Annotated in this window: 16 protein-coding genes; 8 read left to right on the forward strand and 8 right to left on the reverse strand. The window is 62.2% G+C overall.

The genetic code is table 11. From position 1 onward, the window contains the following. The first annotated feature begins 18 nt into the window (after nt 1-18). Together AMK02_RS16905 and AMK02_RS16910 are read left to right on the forward strand one after the other, a co-directional pair. On the forward strand, nt 19-333 hold the full coding sequence (locus AMK02_RS16905; RefSeq protein ID WP_064804579.1) for a hypothetical protein: 315 nt from the start codon (nt 19-21) through the stop codon (nt 331-333). 48 nt (nt 334-381) lie between these two features. Further along, nucleotides 382-999 (forward strand): DNA-3-methyladenine glycosylase, encoded by a 618-nt coding sequence (locus tag AMK02_RS16910; protein WP_082929679.1) that lies wholly within the window; start codon nt 382-384, stop codon nt 997-999. Here AMK02_RS16910 and AMK02_RS16915 read toward each other — a convergent pair whose 3' ends face one another. Genes AMK02_RS16915 through AMK02_RS16925 form a run of 3 tightly spaced genes read right to left on the reverse strand, consistent with a single transcriptional unit; the run spans nt 1,000 to nt 4,214 of the window. Then, the gene (locus AMK02_RS16915) at nt 1,000-2,541 is read right to left on the reverse strand and encodes a DHA2 family efflux MFS transporter permease subunit (RefSeq protein ID WP_064804583.1); all 1,542 of its coding nucleotides are present in this window, start codon (nt 2,539-2,541) and stop codon (nt 1,000-1,002) included. Next, a complete protein-coding gene (locus AMK02_RS16920) occupies nt 2,534-3,757 on the reverse strand; it encodes an HlyD family secretion protein (protein WP_064804585.1) in 1,224 nt (407 codons plus the stop codon). The genes AMK02_RS16915 and AMK02_RS16920 overlap by 8 nt, the downstream gene beginning before the upstream one ends. Beyond that, nucleotides 3,750-4,214 carry a MarR family winged helix-turn-helix transcriptional regulator gene (locus tag AMK02_RS16925; RefSeq protein WP_064804587.1) on the reverse strand — a complete coding sequence of 155 codons (465 nt, stop codon included), beginning with the start codon at nt 4,212-4,214 and terminating at the stop codon, nt 3,750-3,752. Before AMK02_RS16925 ends, AMK02_RS16920 begins: the two co-directional genes overlap by 8 nt. Nucleotides 4,215-4,443: 229 nt before the next feature. Here AMK02_RS16925 and AMK02_RS16930 point away from each other — a divergent pair, with 229 nt between their 5' ends. From AMK02_RS16930 to AMK02_RS16940, 3 genes are all read left to right on the forward strand, one after another. After that, nucleotides 4,444-5,985: a cation:proton antiporter gene (locus tag AMK02_RS16930; protein WP_064804589.1), complete on the forward strand. Its 1,542-nt coding sequence runs from the start codon at nt 4,444-4,446 to the stop codon at nt 5,983-5,985. A 258-nt stretch (nt 5,986-6,243) separates the two neighbouring features. Further along, nucleotides 6,244-7,422 (forward strand): efflux RND transporter periplasmic adaptor subunit, encoded by a 1,179-nt coding sequence (locus tag AMK02_RS16935; protein ID WP_064804591.1) that lies wholly within the window; start codon nt 6,244-6,246, stop codon nt 7,420-7,422. Continuing rightward, nucleotides 7,419-10,604, forward strand: coding sequence for an efflux RND transporter permease subunit (locus AMK02_RS16940; protein WP_064804593.1), 3,186 nt, complete (start codon nt 7,419-7,421; stop codon nt 10,602-10,604). Before AMK02_RS16935 ends, AMK02_RS16940 begins: the two co-directional genes overlap by 4 nt. Nucleotides 10,605-10,737: 133 nt before the next feature. Here the strand turns inward: AMK02_RS16940 and AMK02_RS16945 are convergent, their stop codons facing one another. Next, entirely contained in the window at nt 10,738-11,475 is a 738-nt protein-coding gene (locus tag AMK02_RS16945) for a metallophosphoesterase family protein (RefSeq protein WP_064806297.1), read from the reverse strand. A gap of 203 nt (nt 11,476-11,678) precedes the next feature. Here AMK02_RS16945 and AMK02_RS16950 point away from each other — a divergent pair, with 203 nt between their 5' ends. Then, the gene (locus AMK02_RS16950; RefSeq protein ID WP_064804595.1) at nt 11,679-12,791 is read left to right on the forward strand and encodes a monooxygenase; all 1,113 of its coding nucleotides are present in this window, start codon (nt 11,679-11,681) and stop codon (nt 12,789-12,791) included. 50 nt (nt 12,792-12,841) lie between these two features. Here AMK02_RS16950 and AMK02_RS16955 read toward each other — a convergent pair whose 3' ends face one another. Next, the gene (locus tag AMK02_RS16955; protein ID WP_064806299.1) at nt 12,842-13,306 is read right to left on the reverse strand and encodes an RrF2 family transcriptional regulator; all 465 of its coding nucleotides are present in this window, start codon (nt 13,304-13,306) and stop codon (nt 12,842-12,844) included. 176 nt (nt 13,307-13,482) lie between these two features. Then, entirely contained in the window at nt 13,483-14,271 is a 789-nt protein-coding gene (locus AMK02_RS16960; RefSeq protein WP_064804597.1) for an SDR family NAD(P)-dependent oxidoreductase, read from the reverse strand. A gap of 139 nt (nt 14,272-14,410) precedes the next feature. Here AMK02_RS16960 and AMK02_RS16965 point away from each other — a divergent pair, with 139 nt between their 5' ends. Continuing rightward, entirely contained in the window at nt 14,411-15,181 is a 771-nt protein-coding gene (locus tag AMK02_RS16965) for a TIM barrel protein (protein ID WP_064806301.1), read from the forward strand. Here the strand turns inward: AMK02_RS16965 and AMK02_RS16970 are convergent. Next, nucleotides 15,178-15,714, reverse strand: a complete 537-nt coding sequence (locus AMK02_RS16970; RefSeq protein ID WP_064804599.1) for a hypothetical protein — start codon at nt 15,712-15,714, stop codon at nt 15,178-15,180. The genes AMK02_RS16965 and AMK02_RS16970 overlap by 4 nt on opposite strands. 111 nt (nt 15,715-15,825) lie before the next feature. On the opposite strand from AMK02_RS16970, the gene AMK02_RS16975 reads away from it, so the two are divergent. Continuing rightward, complete coding sequence (locus AMK02_RS16975) at nt 15,826-16,299, forward strand: cupin domain-containing protein (RefSeq protein WP_064804601.1); 474 nt, start codon at nt 15,826-15,828, stop codon at nt 16,297-16,299. A 6-nt stretch (nt 16,300-16,305) separates the two neighbouring features. Here AMK02_RS16975 and AMK02_RS16980 read toward each other — a convergent pair whose 3' ends face one another. Further along, the gene (locus AMK02_RS16980) at nt 16,306-17,415 is read right to left on the reverse strand and encodes a sn-glycerol-3-phosphate import ATP-binding protein UgpC (protein ID WP_064804603.1); all 1,110 of its coding nucleotides are present in this window, start codon (nt 17,413-17,415) and stop codon (nt 16,306-16,308) included. Between the last annotated feature and the right edge of the window lie 4 nt (nt 17,416-17,419).

Consider the following 17,419-nt stretch of genomic DNA (forward strand, 5'->3'; position numbering starts at 1 on the left):
GCGGTTGGGGGAAGGGCCATGGCACTCAGCGATATCACCGTCTACCAGACGGAAGACGGCTTCGTCGTCGAATTCGGCGGTGAAGGCGAAGACAGCATTGCCGTAACGCTGCGGAGCGCACCCGAACTGACGTTGGAAAACGCGGTCCCGCGCGCCAAGGTCCTGCTTGCGGCAGCAATCGAACCAGCCCATGGCGACGGCGCGCGCAGCAAGGATCCGGCCCTGCTCGAAGAGGAACTGGAGGAAGGCCTGGAAGATTCCTTCCCGGCGAGCGATCCGGTCTCGGTTACATCATCCTCGATCCCGATGCGTGATCCGAATGCCCGCCGCTGACGCGGCCGGCCTCATCAAATGGTTTTAGGATGACGGCGCCGGCAGCGAATGTTATCTGCCTCGGTTATGACCGATGGTGGAATGACAAAGGGCGCGATCGGCGCCGGCGCGCTTGCCGGCGAAGGCCTCAGGGCGTTTTTCGAGCGCGACGCGATCACTGTGGCCCGCGACCTGCTCGGCTGCCATCTGACAGTCGATGGCGCCGGCGGCCGCATCACCGAGACCGAGGCCTATTTCCCCGATGACGAAGCCTCGCACAGTTTTCGCGGGCCCACCAGGCGCAACGGCGCCATGTTCGGCCGGCCCGGCAATGTCTACATCTACCGCATCTATGGCATGTACTGGTGCCTGAACTTCGTCTGCCATCCGGGCTCGGCCGTGCTGATCCGGGCGCTCGAGCCGGAAGCGGGAATTGCCGCCATGACGGAGCGGAGCGGCACCGATATGCTGACGGCGCTCTGCAGCGGCCCGGGCAAGCTCTGCCAGGCGCTCGGCATCGACATCGAAATCAACGACAGGCTGCTCGACCGCCCTCCCTATGCGCTGACGCCGTCTGCGCTGGTGCCTGTTGTCTCGGGAAAACGCATCGGCATCACTAGAAATGCCGAAGCACCGTGGCGCTTCGGCATTCAGGGATCGCGGTATCTCAGCAAACCGTTTCGCTGATTATTCCATCACCGCGCTATGGTCGACGGTGGGCGCCGCTTTCGGCTTGCGCAGCAGCAGCGCCAGCGGGATGACCGCGAGCGACATCAGCATCAAGAGCTTGAAATCGTCCATATAGGCGATGATCGTCGATTGCAGGGTGATCATCTCGTTGAGCGAAGCGCGGCCGGCGGCCGTCAGGGGGCTCAACCCTTGCGCCGCCACCGCATTGAAGGCGTGGTTGAAAGGCGTCACATAGGCCGCGATCGACTCGTGATTGCTCTGTGTGTTCTCGACGATCAGCGCCGAGACGATCGAGATACCGACCGCCGAGCCGATGTTTCGCGACAGATTGTAGAGGCCGGTACCGTCGCCACGCATATGGGCGGGCAGCGTGGCGAAGGCGACCGTCGTCAGCGGCACGAAGAGAAAGCCGAGGCCGGCGCCCTGGATGAAGCCGACCGAGACGATCGTCCACTGCGAAACATCGGGCGTCCAGCCCGTCATGTCGTACATCGCCCAGGCGGTCAGGCCGAGACCGAGCACCAGCAACACGCGTGTATCGACCTTGCCGATCAGCCGTCCGACAATGAACATGCAGAGCATGGTGCCAAGCCCCCGCGGCCCCATGACGATGCCGGCGGTAATGACGGGATAGCCCATCAGCGTCTGCAGATAGGGGGTCATCAGCGCCAGCGAGGCGAGGTAGGTGACGCCAACCACGAAGATGAAGATCATGCTGACCGTGAAGTTCTGGTCGAGAAACAGCTTCGGATTGACGAAGGATTTCTCGGCGGTCAGCGTGTGCACCAGAAGCAGATAGAATGCGGCGGCGCAGACAATCGCTTCGACCATGATCTCGCCCGAAGAGAACCAGTCGAGCTGCTCGCCGCGGTCGAGGAAGAGCTGCAGCGCGGCGATGAACAGGCTCATCATCCCGAAGCCGAACCAGTCGAGTTTGGCGAGCGCATCCCGCTTGGTCTCGCTAACGAAGACGACGATGCCCATGAAGGCGAGCGCGCCGATCGGCACGTTGATATAGAACACCCAGCGCCAGCTGATGTTGTCGGTCAGCCAGCCGCCGATGACCGGGCCGAGCACCGGCCCGACCATGACCGAGACGCCGAAAAGCGCCATAGCCGAGCCGCGCTCCTCCACCGTATAGATGTCGAGAAGAATGCCCTGGGAAAGCGGCACCAGCGATGCGCCGAACAGGCCCTGCAACAGGCGGAAGGCGACGATCTGGTTCAAGGATTGCGCCAGGCCGCAGAGAACGGAGGCGGCCACGAAGCCGGCGATTGCGACGAGCAGAACACGCTTGCGGCCGAACTTGGCGGCGAGGAAACCGGAGGGTGGCGTCATGATCGCCGCCGCGACGATATAGGAGGTCAGCACCCAGTTGATCTGGTCGGCGGAGGCCGACACGCTGCCCTGGATATAGGGCAGCGCCACGTTGGCGATCGTCGTGTCCAGCGCCTGCATGATGACGGCGAGAATAACGCAGGCCGTGATCGCGCCGCGATTGGCAACCGGGGTCGCCGGGGAAGCGGGAGCGTTACTCATCATCCCCGCCCTGAGCCCGGCCCAGAAGCTTGTTGACGAAATCGGGCAGGCCGCGGGCATGGCCGGTATCGACATCGACGACCGTGCTCATGCCGACGCGCAGCGGCGGCTTGCCTTGCGCATCCTCGATGCTGACGCGCATCGGAATGCGCTGCACGACCTTCACCCAGTTGCCGGTGGTGTTCTGCGCCGGCAGCAGCGAGAAGCTGGAGCCCGACGCGGGGCTGATGCTCTCGACCTTGCCCTTCCACGTCACGCCGGGATAGGTGTCGACGTAAATCGTGGCCGTCTGGCCGGGCTTGACATAGGTGAGCTCGGTTTCCTTCGGGCTGGCGGCGATCCACAGATGATCGGTGGCGACAAGCGAGAAGGCCTGCTGCGAAGCCTGCAAGTAGGAGCCGACCTGCAGCGCATTGACGTTGGTGACGATGCCGTCGAAGGGCGCCTTGACGACGCTGTTGTCGAGTTCGCGCCGGGCGTTGTCGACATTCGACTTGGCCTGCAGGTAGAGCGGGTTTTCTTCGACCGGCTGGTCGGCAGAACCGCCGAGCTGGGCGAGCGTCGTTGCGGCTTCCGCCTTGGCGACGGCAACCTTCTGCTGCGCAGCTTCGAGATTATGCTTGGCCTCGTCATAGGCTGATTGGGTCGCGCTGCCGTTGTTGACGAGGTTCTGCTGCCGGTCGAACTGATCCTGGTAATAGGGCAGGTCCGCTTGCGCCTGAGTGATCTCGGCGAGCGACTGCTGATAGCTCGCCTTGAGGTTCATGATCTGGTTGCGCTGGACGCCGAGCTGCGCTTCGGCGCCGGCAAGTGCGATCTTGAAGGAGTCGACCCTCAGGCTGAACAGCACCTGCCCCGCCTTGACCGCCTCGTTCTCATGCACGTCGATCTGGTCGACGATGCCGGAGACATCGGTGGTGACCCCGACCATATCGGCCTGGATATAGGCGTTGTCGGTCGACATCACCTGACCGCCATTGACGTAGTAGTAACCGCCGACGACGAGCGCAACCGGCAGCAGGGCGAAGAGAACGGGCCGCGTGAAACTGCGCCGGCGGCGGACCTTGTTGCCGCCAGGCGCAGCCACGGCAGTAGCCGGCGCTGAATTGGATGAAGGCGCTTCGGCTACCGTTTCCTGCTGTTTCGCTTCATTTTCTTCAATAGGAGACTTGGCATTGGCGTCGGCAACGACGCGCAGGGGAGATTGATCAGCCATCGTTCATCTCATTTTCGTCAACCGGGGTCCGGCATGCATGGACCAGGTTGGTCTTCATTATGGACAGGATCTGAAAAAGCTGCTCGCGCTGCTCGGCGGAGACACCTTCCAGCGCCTCTGCGCGGGTGACATCGCCAAGTTCGCGCATTTCGGCGAGCAGAGGATGCGCCTCGTCGCGCATGTAGAGCAGCCAGATCCGCCGGTCGGTCGGATGCTGGCGGCGCTCGATGAGCCCGCGTTCGGCGAGCTTGTCGAGAATGCGCACCAGCGTGATTGGCTCGACTTCGAGAATTTCGGCAAGGCCGCTCTGGTGGATGCCCTCGTTGTTCGAGAGATAGGCGAGCGTCTGCCATTGCGACCGTGTCAGCCCAAGACACTTGGCACGTTGCTCGAAGCGCTTGCGCAGCAGTCGTGCGACATCGTGGAGAAGGAAACCGAGTGTGGGCGTGGCGTTCATGGAAACCTATGCCGATATTTATAAGCATACTTATGATGTGCTCACATATATTGAGCGCAGACGCTCGCACAAGAGCGTAAGCCGCAGATTCTGCAACCGCGGCCAAAATGCCGCAGGCCGCGGCCGGCAGCTTGCCGTCCCTCACAGCTTTAGGCTCCAACGGTAGCCGCGGCATCGCCTGGCCCTAGTTTCCGGCAAGAACTATCCGCTGAAATGGTCTGGAGGGCCTATGGCGTTCTTCGAAAGCATGCTGACGCTGCTCTTGGTGGCGATCATCTTCCTGCAATTCTCCAGGAAGTTCCGTGTGCCTTATCCGACCATGCTGGCGATCGCCGGCATCATTGTCGCTGCCTTCCCGTGGGCGCCGGAGGTGGCGATCGATCCCAGGCTGGCGCTGGCGCTTTTCATCGCACCCGTACTTTTCGATGCCGCATACGATTTGCCGCCGAGGACGTTGAGGCGCAACTGGCTGCCGCTCTTTTCGCTTGCCGCAATCGCCGTCATTTTGACGGCCGCGGCCGTCGCCGCCGTCGGCGTCGCAATGGCCGGCCTGCCGCTTGCCGTGGCCGTCGCACTCGGCGCCATCGTCGCGCCGCCGGATGCGGTCGCGGCGACCGTCATGCTCGACCGCTTCAATCTGCCGCGCCAGACCTATGTAATCCTCAAGGGCGAGAGCCTGCTCAACGATGCCGTCGCCCTCCTCATCTTCAGCGCCGCAGTGGCGGCCGCCACCAATCCTGCCTTCTTCACCGGCATTCTGGCGGAATTGACGCTGGCAGCGCCGGGCGGTCTCATCCTCGGCTATCTTCTCGGCCGTCTCTACATGATCGTTGGTCTGAAGCTCGCCGGCACGCTCGGCGGCACACTGCTCGAGTTCGTCGCCACCTTCGGCACCTGGATCATCGCCGAGCGACTGCACCTTTCGGCGATCCTGGCGATCGTCGCATATGCCATGGTGATCGCCCGCTACATGCCGGAGCGGCAGACGGCCCGCCACCGCATTCATTCCTATTCGGTTTGGGAGGCCGCGGTGTTCCTGCTTAATGTGCTCGCCTTCCTGCTGATGGGCTTGCAGGTCCGCCAGATCGTCCTCGATCTCGATCCCGCTCGGCTGAATTTTGCGTTCACCTTGGCAACCGCAGTCTTCGTCACCGTCATCGCCGTGCGCCTGGCCTGGGTGCTCGTCTATAACCGCGTCATCACCTTCCTTGCCGAGCGCGGTCTCACGACGCAAGCCGCTCCCACATTTGCCGCGAGCCTGCTTGCCGGCTGGTGCGGCATGCGCGGTCTCGTCACGCTGGCAACTGCGCTCGCCCTGCCGATCGACTTCCATGATCGCGATATCATCCTGCTCAGCGCGCTGGCCGTCGTTCTCGGCACGCTCATCGTCCAGGGGCTGACGCTCGGGCCGCTGATCCGCTTCCTGAAATTCGATCCGGACACATCCCTGAACCGCGATCTCACCAAAGCTCGCGTGGCATTGATCGACGCGGCTCTTGCCGAGCTTGAAGGCGAGGACAAATCCACCCGAATCCTGCGCGACGTCTACACCTCCGAGCGCGAGATTGCTGCCGACGGAAGACACCCGCGCGAGGTCAGCAGGCTCGACAAACAGCGCCGCAATGTCATCGGTGCGAAACGGCGCAAACTGGCCGCGATGCGCCGCGCCGGCGAGATCGACGACGACGTCTTTCACATGCTGGAACAGGAGCTTGATTGGGCTGAGCTTGCCGTTCTGCCGCCCGGCCGAGATGAGATCGTCGAAAGCTGATGCCGCTCCATGAAGTTCATGGATTCCAGAAAAGCGAATAATTGGCATTTGCTATTTTTCGTCGCTGCCGCTTATATCCCGTTCCATAGCGTTATGATTTTCCATTGTGCATCGCATACCGGCTTTCCTTCCAACGATTGAACGCCGGGGAGATCACGGGAGCCCAAGGCTTTCGTTCAAAGCAGCAAGACATGAATAGCATCACTTCATCTTAAGTACGGTGGCAGTCGATCGGCCGCCGCGATTGGAGGGACCGATATGACTTTCGCGCTTCGACGGATATTGATGCTCGGCTGCATCGCCACATTCATGCCTCTGGCCGCGATGGCGCAGGGCGCACCGTCCGCCCCTCCCCCTGTCACCGTCGCAAAACCCGTGGTGCGCGATGTCGTCGACAATGACGAGTTCATCGGCCGCTTCCAGCCGGTTGACGAAGTCTCCGTGCGCTCCCGCGTCGGCGGCTACCTGCAGGAAGTTCATTTCGAAGATGGCGCCCTGGTCAAGCAAGGCGACCTGCTCTTCGTCATCGACCAGCGGCCGTTCATAACAGCACTCAACCAGGCGAAGGCGGCGCTCGAAGCATCGCAATCCGCCCTCGTTTTTGCCGATGCGCAGTACAAGCGCGCCCAATCGCTCGCATCGAGCGGCAGCCAGTCCGCCCAGACGCTGGACGACCGCCGCCGCGAGTTCGAGTCGGCCGAGGCCAATGTCCGCGGCGCGCAAGCCGCAGCCGACCGCGCGGCTCTCGATCTTGAATATACCGAGATCAAAGCGCCGCTCAGCGGCCGCATCGATCGCCGCCTGATCTCGCCCGGCAACCTGGTGCAGGCCGATCAGACGGTGCTCACCACCATCGTTTCCCTCGATCCGATCGATTTTTATTTCGATGTGGATGAGCGCCGCCTGCTGAATTTCGCCGACACGGCGCGCAAGCAGGGCAAGGACCTTCAAATGGGCGGCGGCGGCGTGGATGTTTCCGTCACGATCTCGGACCCGACCGCCAAACCCTTCAAGGGCAAGCTCGATTTCGCCGAGAACCGGGTGGACAACGAGAGCGGCACCATCCGCATCCGCGCCCGTCTCCCAAATCCCGATTTCATCCTCCAGCCCGGCCTCTTCGGCCGTGTTCAGGTCGAAGCCTCCAACACTTACAAGGCCGTTCTCGTCCCCGACGAAGCGATCGGCTCGGACCAGAATGAACGCGTCGTCTATCTCGTCGATGCGCAGGGCAAGGTTTCGACCAAGCCCGTGCGACCCGGACCACGGCTCTATGGCTATCGCGTCATACGCGAGGGTCTCGACGGCAGCGAAACCATCATCGTCAACGGCGTGATACGCGCCCGGCCCGGTTCGACCATCACCCCGCAGATGAGCGAACTGCCGCAGGAGCGGCAGGATACAGCGCCGGAGGCCGCAAACGCGGAGAGCGGACAATGAGGTTCGCGCATTTCTTCGTCGACCGGCCGATTTTTGCCGCCGTCATCTCGATCCTCTTCCTCGTTGTCGGCGGCATCGCCTATACACAGCTGCCGGTCGCCCAATATCCGGAGATCGCGCCGCCCACCATCGTCGTGCGCACCTCCTATCCGGGCGCCGACCCGCAAACCATCGCCGACACCGTTTCGACCCCGCTCGAACAGCAGATCAACGGCGTCGAAGACATGCTTTACATGTCTTCCTATTCCAGCGCCGACGGCGCCATTTCGCTGACGATCACCTTCAAGCTCGGCACCGATCTCGACAAGGTCCAGGTGCTCGTCCAGAACCGCGTTTCCATCGCGCTGCCCCGCCTTCCCGAGGAGGTCCAGCGGCTCGGCGTGACCACCGACAAGAGCTCGCCCGACCTGATGATGGTCGTGCACCTCTTGTCGCCATCACACCGCTATGACCAGCTTTACGTCTCGAACTACGCCCGTAACCGCATCCGTGACGTGCTCGTGCGCCTCGATGGCGTCGGTGACGTGCAGGTCTTCGGCGAACGTCAATATTCGATGCGAATCTGGCTGGATCCGGAAAAACTCTCCGCCTACGGCATGACATCCGACGACGTCGTCTCCGCCTTGAGAGACCAGAACGTCCAGGTCTCGGGTGGCAAGATCGGCGCGCCGCCGGTCACAGGCAGGAACGCCTTCGAATATACGGTGCGCACGGACGGACGCTTCTCCGATGTGCGCGAATTCCGTTATGTCATCGTGAAATCGACGACATCGGGCCGGCTCGTGCAGTTGCAGGATGTCGCCCGCATCGAGCTTGGCGCGCAGGACTACGTCACCAACAGTTACCTCAACAACGATCCGGCGGTTGCGCTTGGCATTTTCGCCCGGCCGGGAACCAACGCCCTGGATACGGCCCATCAGGTCCAGGCACTCATGAAGGACATCTCCCAGAATTTCCCGGAGGGTCTCGAGTATCGCATCGTCTACGACACGACCGAATTCATCTCGGCCTCGATCAACGAGGTCTATAAAACCATCGTCGAAGCGGCCATCCTGGTGGCGATCGTCGTTCTCGTCTTCCTGCAATCCTGGCGCACCGCGATCATCCCGATCGTCGCCATCCCCGTCTCGCTGATCGGCACCTTCGCGGTGCTTTTAGCCTTCGGCTTTTCTCTCAACATGCTGACACTCTTCGGCCTTGTGCTGGCGATCGGCATCGTCGTCGACGACGCGATCGTCGTGGTGGAAAACGTCGAGCGCAATCTCGCCCGCGGCATGACGCCGAAGCAGGCCTCTCACGTCACAATGGACGAAGTCGGAACCGCGGTCGTCGCGATCTCGCTGGTGCTGATTGCGGTATTCGTGCCGACGGCCTTCATCCCCGGCATATCAGGCCAGTTCTACAGGCAGTTCGCCGTGACGATCGCCGTGACAACCGCGATCTCGGCCTTGAATTCCCTGACGCTTTCGCCGGCGCTCGCAGGCATATTGCTGAAGGCCCACGATCACGAGGGGAAACGCAAGAGCATCGCGTCGCGTCTGGGGGCTGGCCTTGCAAACGGCTTCAACCGCGGCTTCGACCGGATGAGCTCCGGCTATTCTTGGACCGTCCGGCATCTGGTCAGCAGCTGGGTAGGATTGACCTGCTCGATGGTCGCCTTCGTCGCCCTCCTCGGCGCAACCTGGTACATGACCACCCGCGTTCCCTCGGGTTTCATCCCGACCATGGACCAGGGTTATGCGATCATCGTCGTACAGCTTCCCGATGGCGCCTCGCTTGCGCGCACCGATGCCGTCATCAAACGGGTGGGCGATATCGCCCGTACCGTACCCGGCGTCGGCAACGCCGTGCAATTTGCCGGCTTCAGCGGCGCGACCTTCACCAATGCTTCGAATTCGGGCGTTGTCTTCGTTCCTTTCAAATCCTTTGCCGAACGTGAGGAAGGCGGAGAGAACGCCAACAAGATCATCGGCGAGCTCTTCGGCAAGCTGCAAAGCATCCAGGAAGCCTTCATCATTGCCATCCCGCCGCCGTCCGTGCGCGGCGTCGGCAACTCCGGCGGCTTCAAGATGCAGATCTCCGATCTCGAAAACCCCGACATGACGCGCGTGCTCGGCCTTGCCCGTCAGATGATGGGGGCGGCAGCAACGACCGAGGGGCTGACCGGCGTCTTTACGACGTTCTCCGATGCCAGCCCGCAATATTTCCTCTCCATCGACCGCGACAAGGCGCGCTTCCTGAACGTGCCGATCCCCAATATCTTCAACGCGCTTTCGATCAATCTCGGCGTCGCCTACGTCAACGATTTCAACGCGTTCGGCCGCGTTTACCAGGTTCGCGCCCAGGCTGACCGGCAATATCGCATGGACCGGGAAGACATTCTCGCCCTGAAGGTGCGCTCCGCGACCGGCGCGCTCGTGCCTCTCGGCACACTGATGGACATTCAGGACTCCAGCGGCCCGGCGCTCGTTCAGCGCTACAACATGTATGTTTCGGTGCCGCTTCAGGGCAATCCGACGCCCGGTACCTCGACGGGCGATGCTCTGAAGAAAATGGAGGCATTGGCGGCCAAGATCCTGCCGCCCGGAACGACCTTCGAATGGACGGAGCTTGCCTATCAGGAAACCCATACCGGCAACACCGCTGTCTACATCTTCGCCCTGTCCGTCATTTTCGTCTTCCTGGCGCTGGCGGCCCAATATGAAAGCTGGGTTCTGCCTCTGGCGATCATTCTCATCGTCCCGCTTGCCGTGCTCGCCGCACTGATCGGGGTGTCGCTCAGGGGCATGGACAACAACGTCCTGACGCAGATCGGCCTGATCGTCCTGATCGGCTTGGCGGCCAAGAACGCCATTCTGATCGTCGAATTCGCCAGACAGGCGGAAGAGGAAGGCAAGTCGCCGGTGGAGGCCGCCATCGAGGCCAGTCATCTTCGCCTGCGCCCGATCCTGATGACGGCATTCGCCTTCATCTTCGGCGTTCTGCCGCTTGCCATCGCCACCGGCCCCGGCGCCGAAATGCGCCAGTCGCTCGGCACCGCCGTCTTCTCGGGCATGCTCGGCGTGACGCTCTTCGGCCTGTTCCTCACACCGGTTTTCTACGTCGTGCTGCGCGGCTGGCGCCGCAAGCGCTCGGTTGAAAGGCCGGTCGAAGCTGTTCCGACTGAAAGGGAGACGGTCTGATCACTCTAGCCTGTCGCGCAAAAGTGTGCAGCGGTTTTGCGGCACGACATGCGTGAAAACTAAGACCTAAAGCGCAGGAGGAATCTGAAAGATCGCGACGCGCTTTAGTGACACAGCCTCGCGGGGAACGATGTCAGGTGGAAAACAGATGCACCCGGCCCTGCCAGAACCGTGCGACGGTCAGCCTGCCGCTGCGAAAGGCGCGTGTATCGAGATTGAGTCGCCTCGGGCGAATGTCGGGCTCGTCGCTGGGCGTATGGCCGTGCACAACGAGCTTCGGCAAAGGAACCCTGCTTTCGAGAAAGCGGTGGCGGATAAGGACCAGGTCCTCCTCCGTCTGCGCGGAGAGCGGCAGCATCGGATCAATGCCGGCATGCACGAATAGCACACTCGGTGTATCCAGCATGATGGGCAGTGCCCGCATAAAATCGATGTGCGTATGCGGCAGCGACTGCCGTAGGAAGGCGTCGAGCTGCGCGCCGGAGGGAAAGACGAGCGGCAGATGCTCCGGATCGAGCCCATAGGATTTAAGCGATTCCGCCGATCCCATCCGCATCCAGTCGTCATAAGGGAGCCAGCCGTCGACATAATCGAGCATAGCGATCTCGTGATTGCCGGCAAGGCAGATACGGTCGAAACCGTCAGGCGGCGGCTCCATAAGGTGAGTGATGACCTGCGCCGATTCCGGGCCCCGATCGATATAGTCCCCCAGCGTCACGATCAGCTTTTGCCCGGGCAATCGCGTGCCATCTTGCAGGATCGCCTCCTCGGCTTTCAAAAGTAGATCGTAGCGGCCGTGAATGTCGCCGATCGCATAAGTTGGAATCTCGGCGATATCCAGCGTCAGGCGCGGTCTCGGCTGGCGCCCCATTTTCCAAACCTCGCTATGGCGAGCAAGTGCTTCACCCATCATATTCCTCAACTGGATAGCCCCGGTTAACCATAAGTAGAGTGCAAGGCGAGGCGATCAAGTTGGTGAGAAAATTCGAAGCTTTGGGTTTTTCTGGAAAAACCGTTCTTATCATCCGGAGGAAAATCCCTCACTCCTGTCACCCGTCGAGGAAAGAGTGAGCGATGGGAACAGTATCGCAGTTTCAAGACCGCATCAGGCCGCCGGCACGCCGCATCGAAAACGAAGAGGAGGCGGTATCTACGGCTCGCAAACTCGCCGACACATTCCGTCAACAGGCAAGCGAGCGCGATATCAACCGCATCCTGCCTTTTGCCGAGCTCGACGCGCTGTCGATATCGGGGCTGACGGCAATCTCTGTTCCGCCCGAACATGAAGGGCTCGACGTGCCGAACGCCCTGCTTGCCGAGGTCATCGCGATCATTGCCGAGGCTGACGCCTCGATCGGCGAGACCCTGGAAAATCACTTTTCCGTCCTGGAAACCCTCCGCACCCAGGCGGCCGAGGATCTGAAGGCATCGCTGTTTGCCCGTGTGCTGCTCGGCGACCGCTTCGCCGGCGCAACCGTCGCCGACGGCAGCGAGCTGTCGGCCGAAGGACCGGGGTACCGTCTGAGCGGACGGATGCGGCCGGCGCCCGGTATTCTCTATGCCGATTGGATTGCCGCTGCCCTCACACTTCCGCCCGGCCGCCCGGTGACGCTCTACCTCAGCCGCAACAGCGAGGACGCGCAGGTGATCGATGATTGGGACGGTTTCGGCCAGCGCACCAATGGATCGGCAACAACGATCGCCGGCGCAGTTCATGTCGATGCCGGCGCAATCGCGCCGGCCCCCTCGTTCGGATACTCGACGGGCATTTCGCTCGGGCTGCTGCTCAAGGCGGGCGTAGGCCTCGGCATCGCGCGGGCCGCATGGGCCGACCTGATGACAGCCATTGGCGATCGCACCGTCTCCCCCTCCCGGCTCGGCGAACACGCCGTCGGCATCGAAATCACGGCGGCAGCTCTGGAGCGGGCGGGCCGCAAACTCGATATTGCCCAGGTCAATCCTGTAGAGGCTGCGATGGCGGATGCCTATTTTTCCGCCTCGGCGGCCGCAATCGCTGCCGGGGAAACAGCCCTAAGCGCCGCAAATGCGCTGTTCGAACTGGCGGGCGAAGCGTCAACCGGCATCGGCCTCAATCTCGACCGCCATTGGCGCAATGCACGCATCCACGCGCTGTCCCTGCCGCGCGATCGATTGCTGCACCGCGCCGGCGACCATATGTCGAGATGAGCCCTGAACGACACAGCGCGGCGCTCTAGGCCGTATGAAATCGAAGCGTCTCAGCTGGCGGCGGAGATCGGCAATTCGTCCCCGGTTTCTTCAATGCGGCCGCCGGCTGCGACGAATTGGTCGAGAGTCATATTGTCGAGAATGGCGGCGATCGCATCCCGAACGTCGGTCATCGAACGCCGCACCTGACAGGTTTCCGGGTCGGCGCAGTCGTCGCAAGCCTCGTAAGCCGTGCGGCTGGCGCAGCGGATCGGCGCCAGCGGACCATCGAGGGTGCGGATGACATGGCCGATGCGGATCTCGGAAGCCGGCCGCGAGAGGGAATACCCGCCGCCAGGTCCCTTCTTTGAACGCAGGATACCGACATTGCGCAGCTCGAGCAGGATCGTGTCGAGAAACTTTTTCGGAATATTGTTGCGCGCCGCGACGTCATTGATGAAGGCGGTCTCGCCCGGCGCCAGACGCGCCAGATCGACCAGTGCCTTCAGGCCGTACTTTCCCTTCTTCGTCAGCATCGTCGTCGCCTTTTGGAAATCGTAATATTCGTCCGCCAATAGCAGGCAAATAACGTCGAAAGCGTGAAGATACAACAAAATAGCTAATATTTATAGCTTGTATCGGCAACATCCACGGCCGGCCGGCAGTCTTGCGAAGAACAGGCTTGCCATGCTGCGCTTTGCGGCAGCTTCGATCAAATCGTCTTCAGCATGCCGCCATCGACGAAATAGGTCGATCCGATGCAGTAGCTCGCCCGCTCCGAACTCAGAAAGACGAAAACGTTCGCCAGTTCCTCCGGCGTGCCGAAGCGTTTGGATGCAGCGTGTTCATTGGCAACGCTCTGCAGGTAGCCTTCCCAGTTTCCGCCGCTTTCGGCCGTCAGCTGCTTGGCGGTCTTGATCCAGTCGGGCGTCAGGATCAGGCCGGCATTGATGCAGTTGACGCGGATATTGTCCTGGATAAGTTCGGTCGAGAGCGTCTTTGAAAACATCATCAGCGCCGATTTGCTGACATTGTAGATCGGCTCGTACCAGAGCGGCTGGACGGCGCAGATCGAGGCATTATGCAGGATCACCCCGCCGCCGCGTTTCTTCATCTGCGGCGCGATGCCGCGCGCAAGCCTGACGGCGGCCATCACATGCAGGTCCCAATAGGCCTGCCATTTCTCATCCGGCGCCTCCATGACGGTCTCGTTCGATCCGGTACCGGCATTGTTGATGAGGATATCGGCGCCGCCCTTTTCGGCAGCCGCCGCAATGATCGCCTCCGTTCCCGCAGCCGTCGCAACGTCGGCGGCGACGGCCGTGGTGCTGACGCCAAATTTCTCGCCAATGCGGACGGCCTCCGCCTCCAGCCGTTCGCCGCCGCGCGCAGCCAGCACGAGGTCCACGCCCTCAGCCGCCAGTCCCTCGGCGATCGCCAGCCCGATGCCGACCGACGCACCCGTTATGACCGCGATCTTACCCTTCAATCCCAGATCCATGTCTTCCTCCAGAAGCGCCGGCGATCCCGGCTCGATGGAAGCGAGTGTTCCGCCAATGAATCCGGGCGTCAAGCACCCAAACGCCTCTTGCGGCAGGCTCCGTTCTGTCGCAGCCTGCATCCGCACCGAAGGAGTTTTCATGCGACGTTATTCAGCCTGTATAGAATGGCTGTTTGCCGAAGACGGCGACAGCTTTGCCGACCGCATCCGTCGCGCCCATGCTGGCGGCCTGACGGCGGTCGAATTCTGGCGCTGGACCGACAAGGATCTGGATGCGATCGAGGCGACTCTGAAGGAAACCGGCCTTGCCGTCACCAGCCTCGTCGCCGAGCCGCTGATCGCTTTGACCGATGCCGCCAACCGGCAGACCTGGCTGGAAGGCCTTGCCGAATCCGTCGCCGCCGCCAAACGCCTCGGCGCGCCGGTGCTGATCGTCCAGGCCGGCGACGACCTCCCCGGATGCAGCCGTGAAGAACAGCGCAAGGCGCTCACCGAAACACTGAAAGCAGGCGCCGACATCCTCAAAGGCAGCGGTGTCCGCCTCGGCGTCGAGCCGCTCAACATCCGTATCGACCACGTCGGCTATTTCCTCGATTCGACCCGCGAAGGCCTCGACATCGTTGACGACGTCGCCCGCTCCGAGATCGGTATCGTCTATGACATCTACCATTCCGCCGTGATGGATGAACGCACCGAAGAGGTGCTGGACGGCCGTCTCGACCGTGTTTTCCACGTCCATGTCGCCGATCATCCCGGCCGCAACGAACCGGGCTCCGGCGGCATTGCCCTCGCTCATCGCCTCGATTGGATCTTCGCCAACGGTTATGCCGGCGCCATCGGCCTCGAATACCGGCCGACCAGATCCGGCGCGGACGCGGTCAAAGCCGCAATCGTCTCGCTTGGTGGTTAGTCCGAACGCGCGCCTTCTGCGAAGGCCTCAAGCTCCGGGTCGAATTCAACCTCGACGACATTGTTGAAGACGGCGGTCGCCAGCATGATGCCGGCGAAGGCGACGAGATCGACGAGCGCCTTGGTTTCGTAGCGCTCTTTCAGCTTCGACCAGAGCTCGGCCGGAACGGCATTGGAATCGGCGACAACAGCCTTGCCGAAGGCGTCGAGCAGCGCCTCCGCTTCGGAAAGCTGCAATGCGTCGGGATCAAAACCCTTGTTGATCAAGGCACGGCGAAAGAAGGTGATGGCGATCTTCGATTTCGCCGCCTTCGAAATCGCATGCGAGAAGATCCAGATCTCGCGGTCGCTGATGACAGGATCAAGCTCGGTCCGCAGCGTGAACCACTCGGCATAGATGTGATGGGCGACCGGCGAATGGAGGAGCGTCCGCTTCATGTTGGTCATGCGCCCGCGCAGCCTGATTTCTTCATCATGCGCCGCGCGAACTTCTGGCGAAGCGGTGTCGTAATCGATCTGCGGGAGATGGCTCATCGGCTCCGCTCTTTGCTGTATCAAGGTAAATCCGCTTGGCTGTCGCGATACTCCCGCCTAGATGTAGAGCCTTTCCGGGTTAGACTGACCCGATCAAGGCGGAGGCTAGGCATGAGCGGCGACCACGAGCATTCTCACATCGACTGGCGCGAACACGGCGTCAAGGTCATTCCCGGCAATTCGCTCGACCCGAACACCGCGCAGACCCCGGGCATGAACCGCGCGACCGCGATCAACCATGCGCGTGCCGGCGCCGAGAAAATCTGGGCGGGCACGGTGACGATCCATGCCAATGCGAAAACCGGCGCCCATCATCACGGCGATCTCGAAAGCATCATCTACGTCGTCAAGGGCAAGGCTCGCATGCGCTGGGGCGAGCATCTCGAATATACCGCCGAAGCCGGCCCGGGCGATTTCATCTACGTCCCGCCCTATGTGCCGCACCAGGAGATCAACGCGAGCCGCGACGAGACACTGGAATGCGTGCTCGTCCGCTCAGGCCAGGAACCGGTCGTGGTCAATCTGGATATCGAACCGGTCGAGAAACCGGAAAACGTCGCCTGGATCGATCCCATTCACCGCTGACACCGCTCAGGCGTGAACGGCGCCGGCGCTGCTCACCGCCGGGTTTTCGATGATCCGGCCGGTATCGGCGGCATAGAGGTGGATCGCATTGTGATCGATCGCGATACCGATCGGATCGCCCGATTTCACCGTCACGGCCTCGGTCAGCGCCACGGCAAAGGGCAGCCCGTCGAAATCGGCATGAACCACGCGGCTTGCGCCGAGTTCTTCGATGAAATCGGCCGTTGCGACCAATGCGCCGGGCGCATCCGGGGCAACCAGCCGAGCTGCCTCGGCGCGTATGCCGAGCACGACGCGTTTGCCCTTCAGCGGCGCGGCGCGTTCGCGTGGCAGCGCAATTCTGCGGCTCTGGTCGTAGACGAAGACACCCTCGTCGTTGATCGTGCCTTCGAGCAGGTTCATCGCCGGCGTTCCGACGAAACCGGCGACGAAACGCGAGACCGGATTATGATAGACCTCTTCCGGCGTGCCGACCTGCTCCACCCTGCCGCCGTTCATCACCACCAGCCGGTCGGCCAGCGTCATCGCCTCGGTCTGGTCATGCGTGACGAAGATCGAGGTGGCGCCGAGGCGGCGGTGCAGGCGGCGGATTTCCGCGCGCATGGCGATGCGCAGCTTCGCGTCCAGGTTCGACAAGGGTTCGTCGAAGAGGAACACCTTCGGCTCGCGGATCATCGCGCGGCCCATGGCGACGCGCTGGCGCTGGCCACCGGAAAGGGCGGCCGGCCGGCGGTCGAGGAAGGGCTCGAGGCTCAGCGCCTTGGCGACCTCGGCAATTCGCCGATTGCGCTCGGCCTTCGCCACACCCGCCACCTTCAAGGCGTAGCCGATATTTTCGGCGACCGTCATATGCGGATAGAGCGCGTAGTTCTGGAACACCATGGCGCAGCCACGCTCGCGCGGCTCCATCTGATTGACGACGCGTCCGTCAATGGCGATTTCGCCGCCGGTGATTTCCTCGAGGCCGGCGATCATGCGCAGGAGCGTGGACTTGCCGCAGCCGGATGGGCCGAGGATGACGATGAATTCGCCGGATTGGATCTCCAGGTCGACGCCGTGAACGACGGGATGCTTGCCGTAGCTCTTCTTCACATCACGGATTGAGATCGGTGCCACAGGA

It is taken from the genome of Rhizobium sp. N731 (assembly GCF_001664145.1).
Taxonomy (GTDB): Bacteria; Pseudomonadota; Alphaproteobacteria; order Rhizobiales; family Rhizobiaceae; genus Rhizobium; species Rhizobium esperanzae.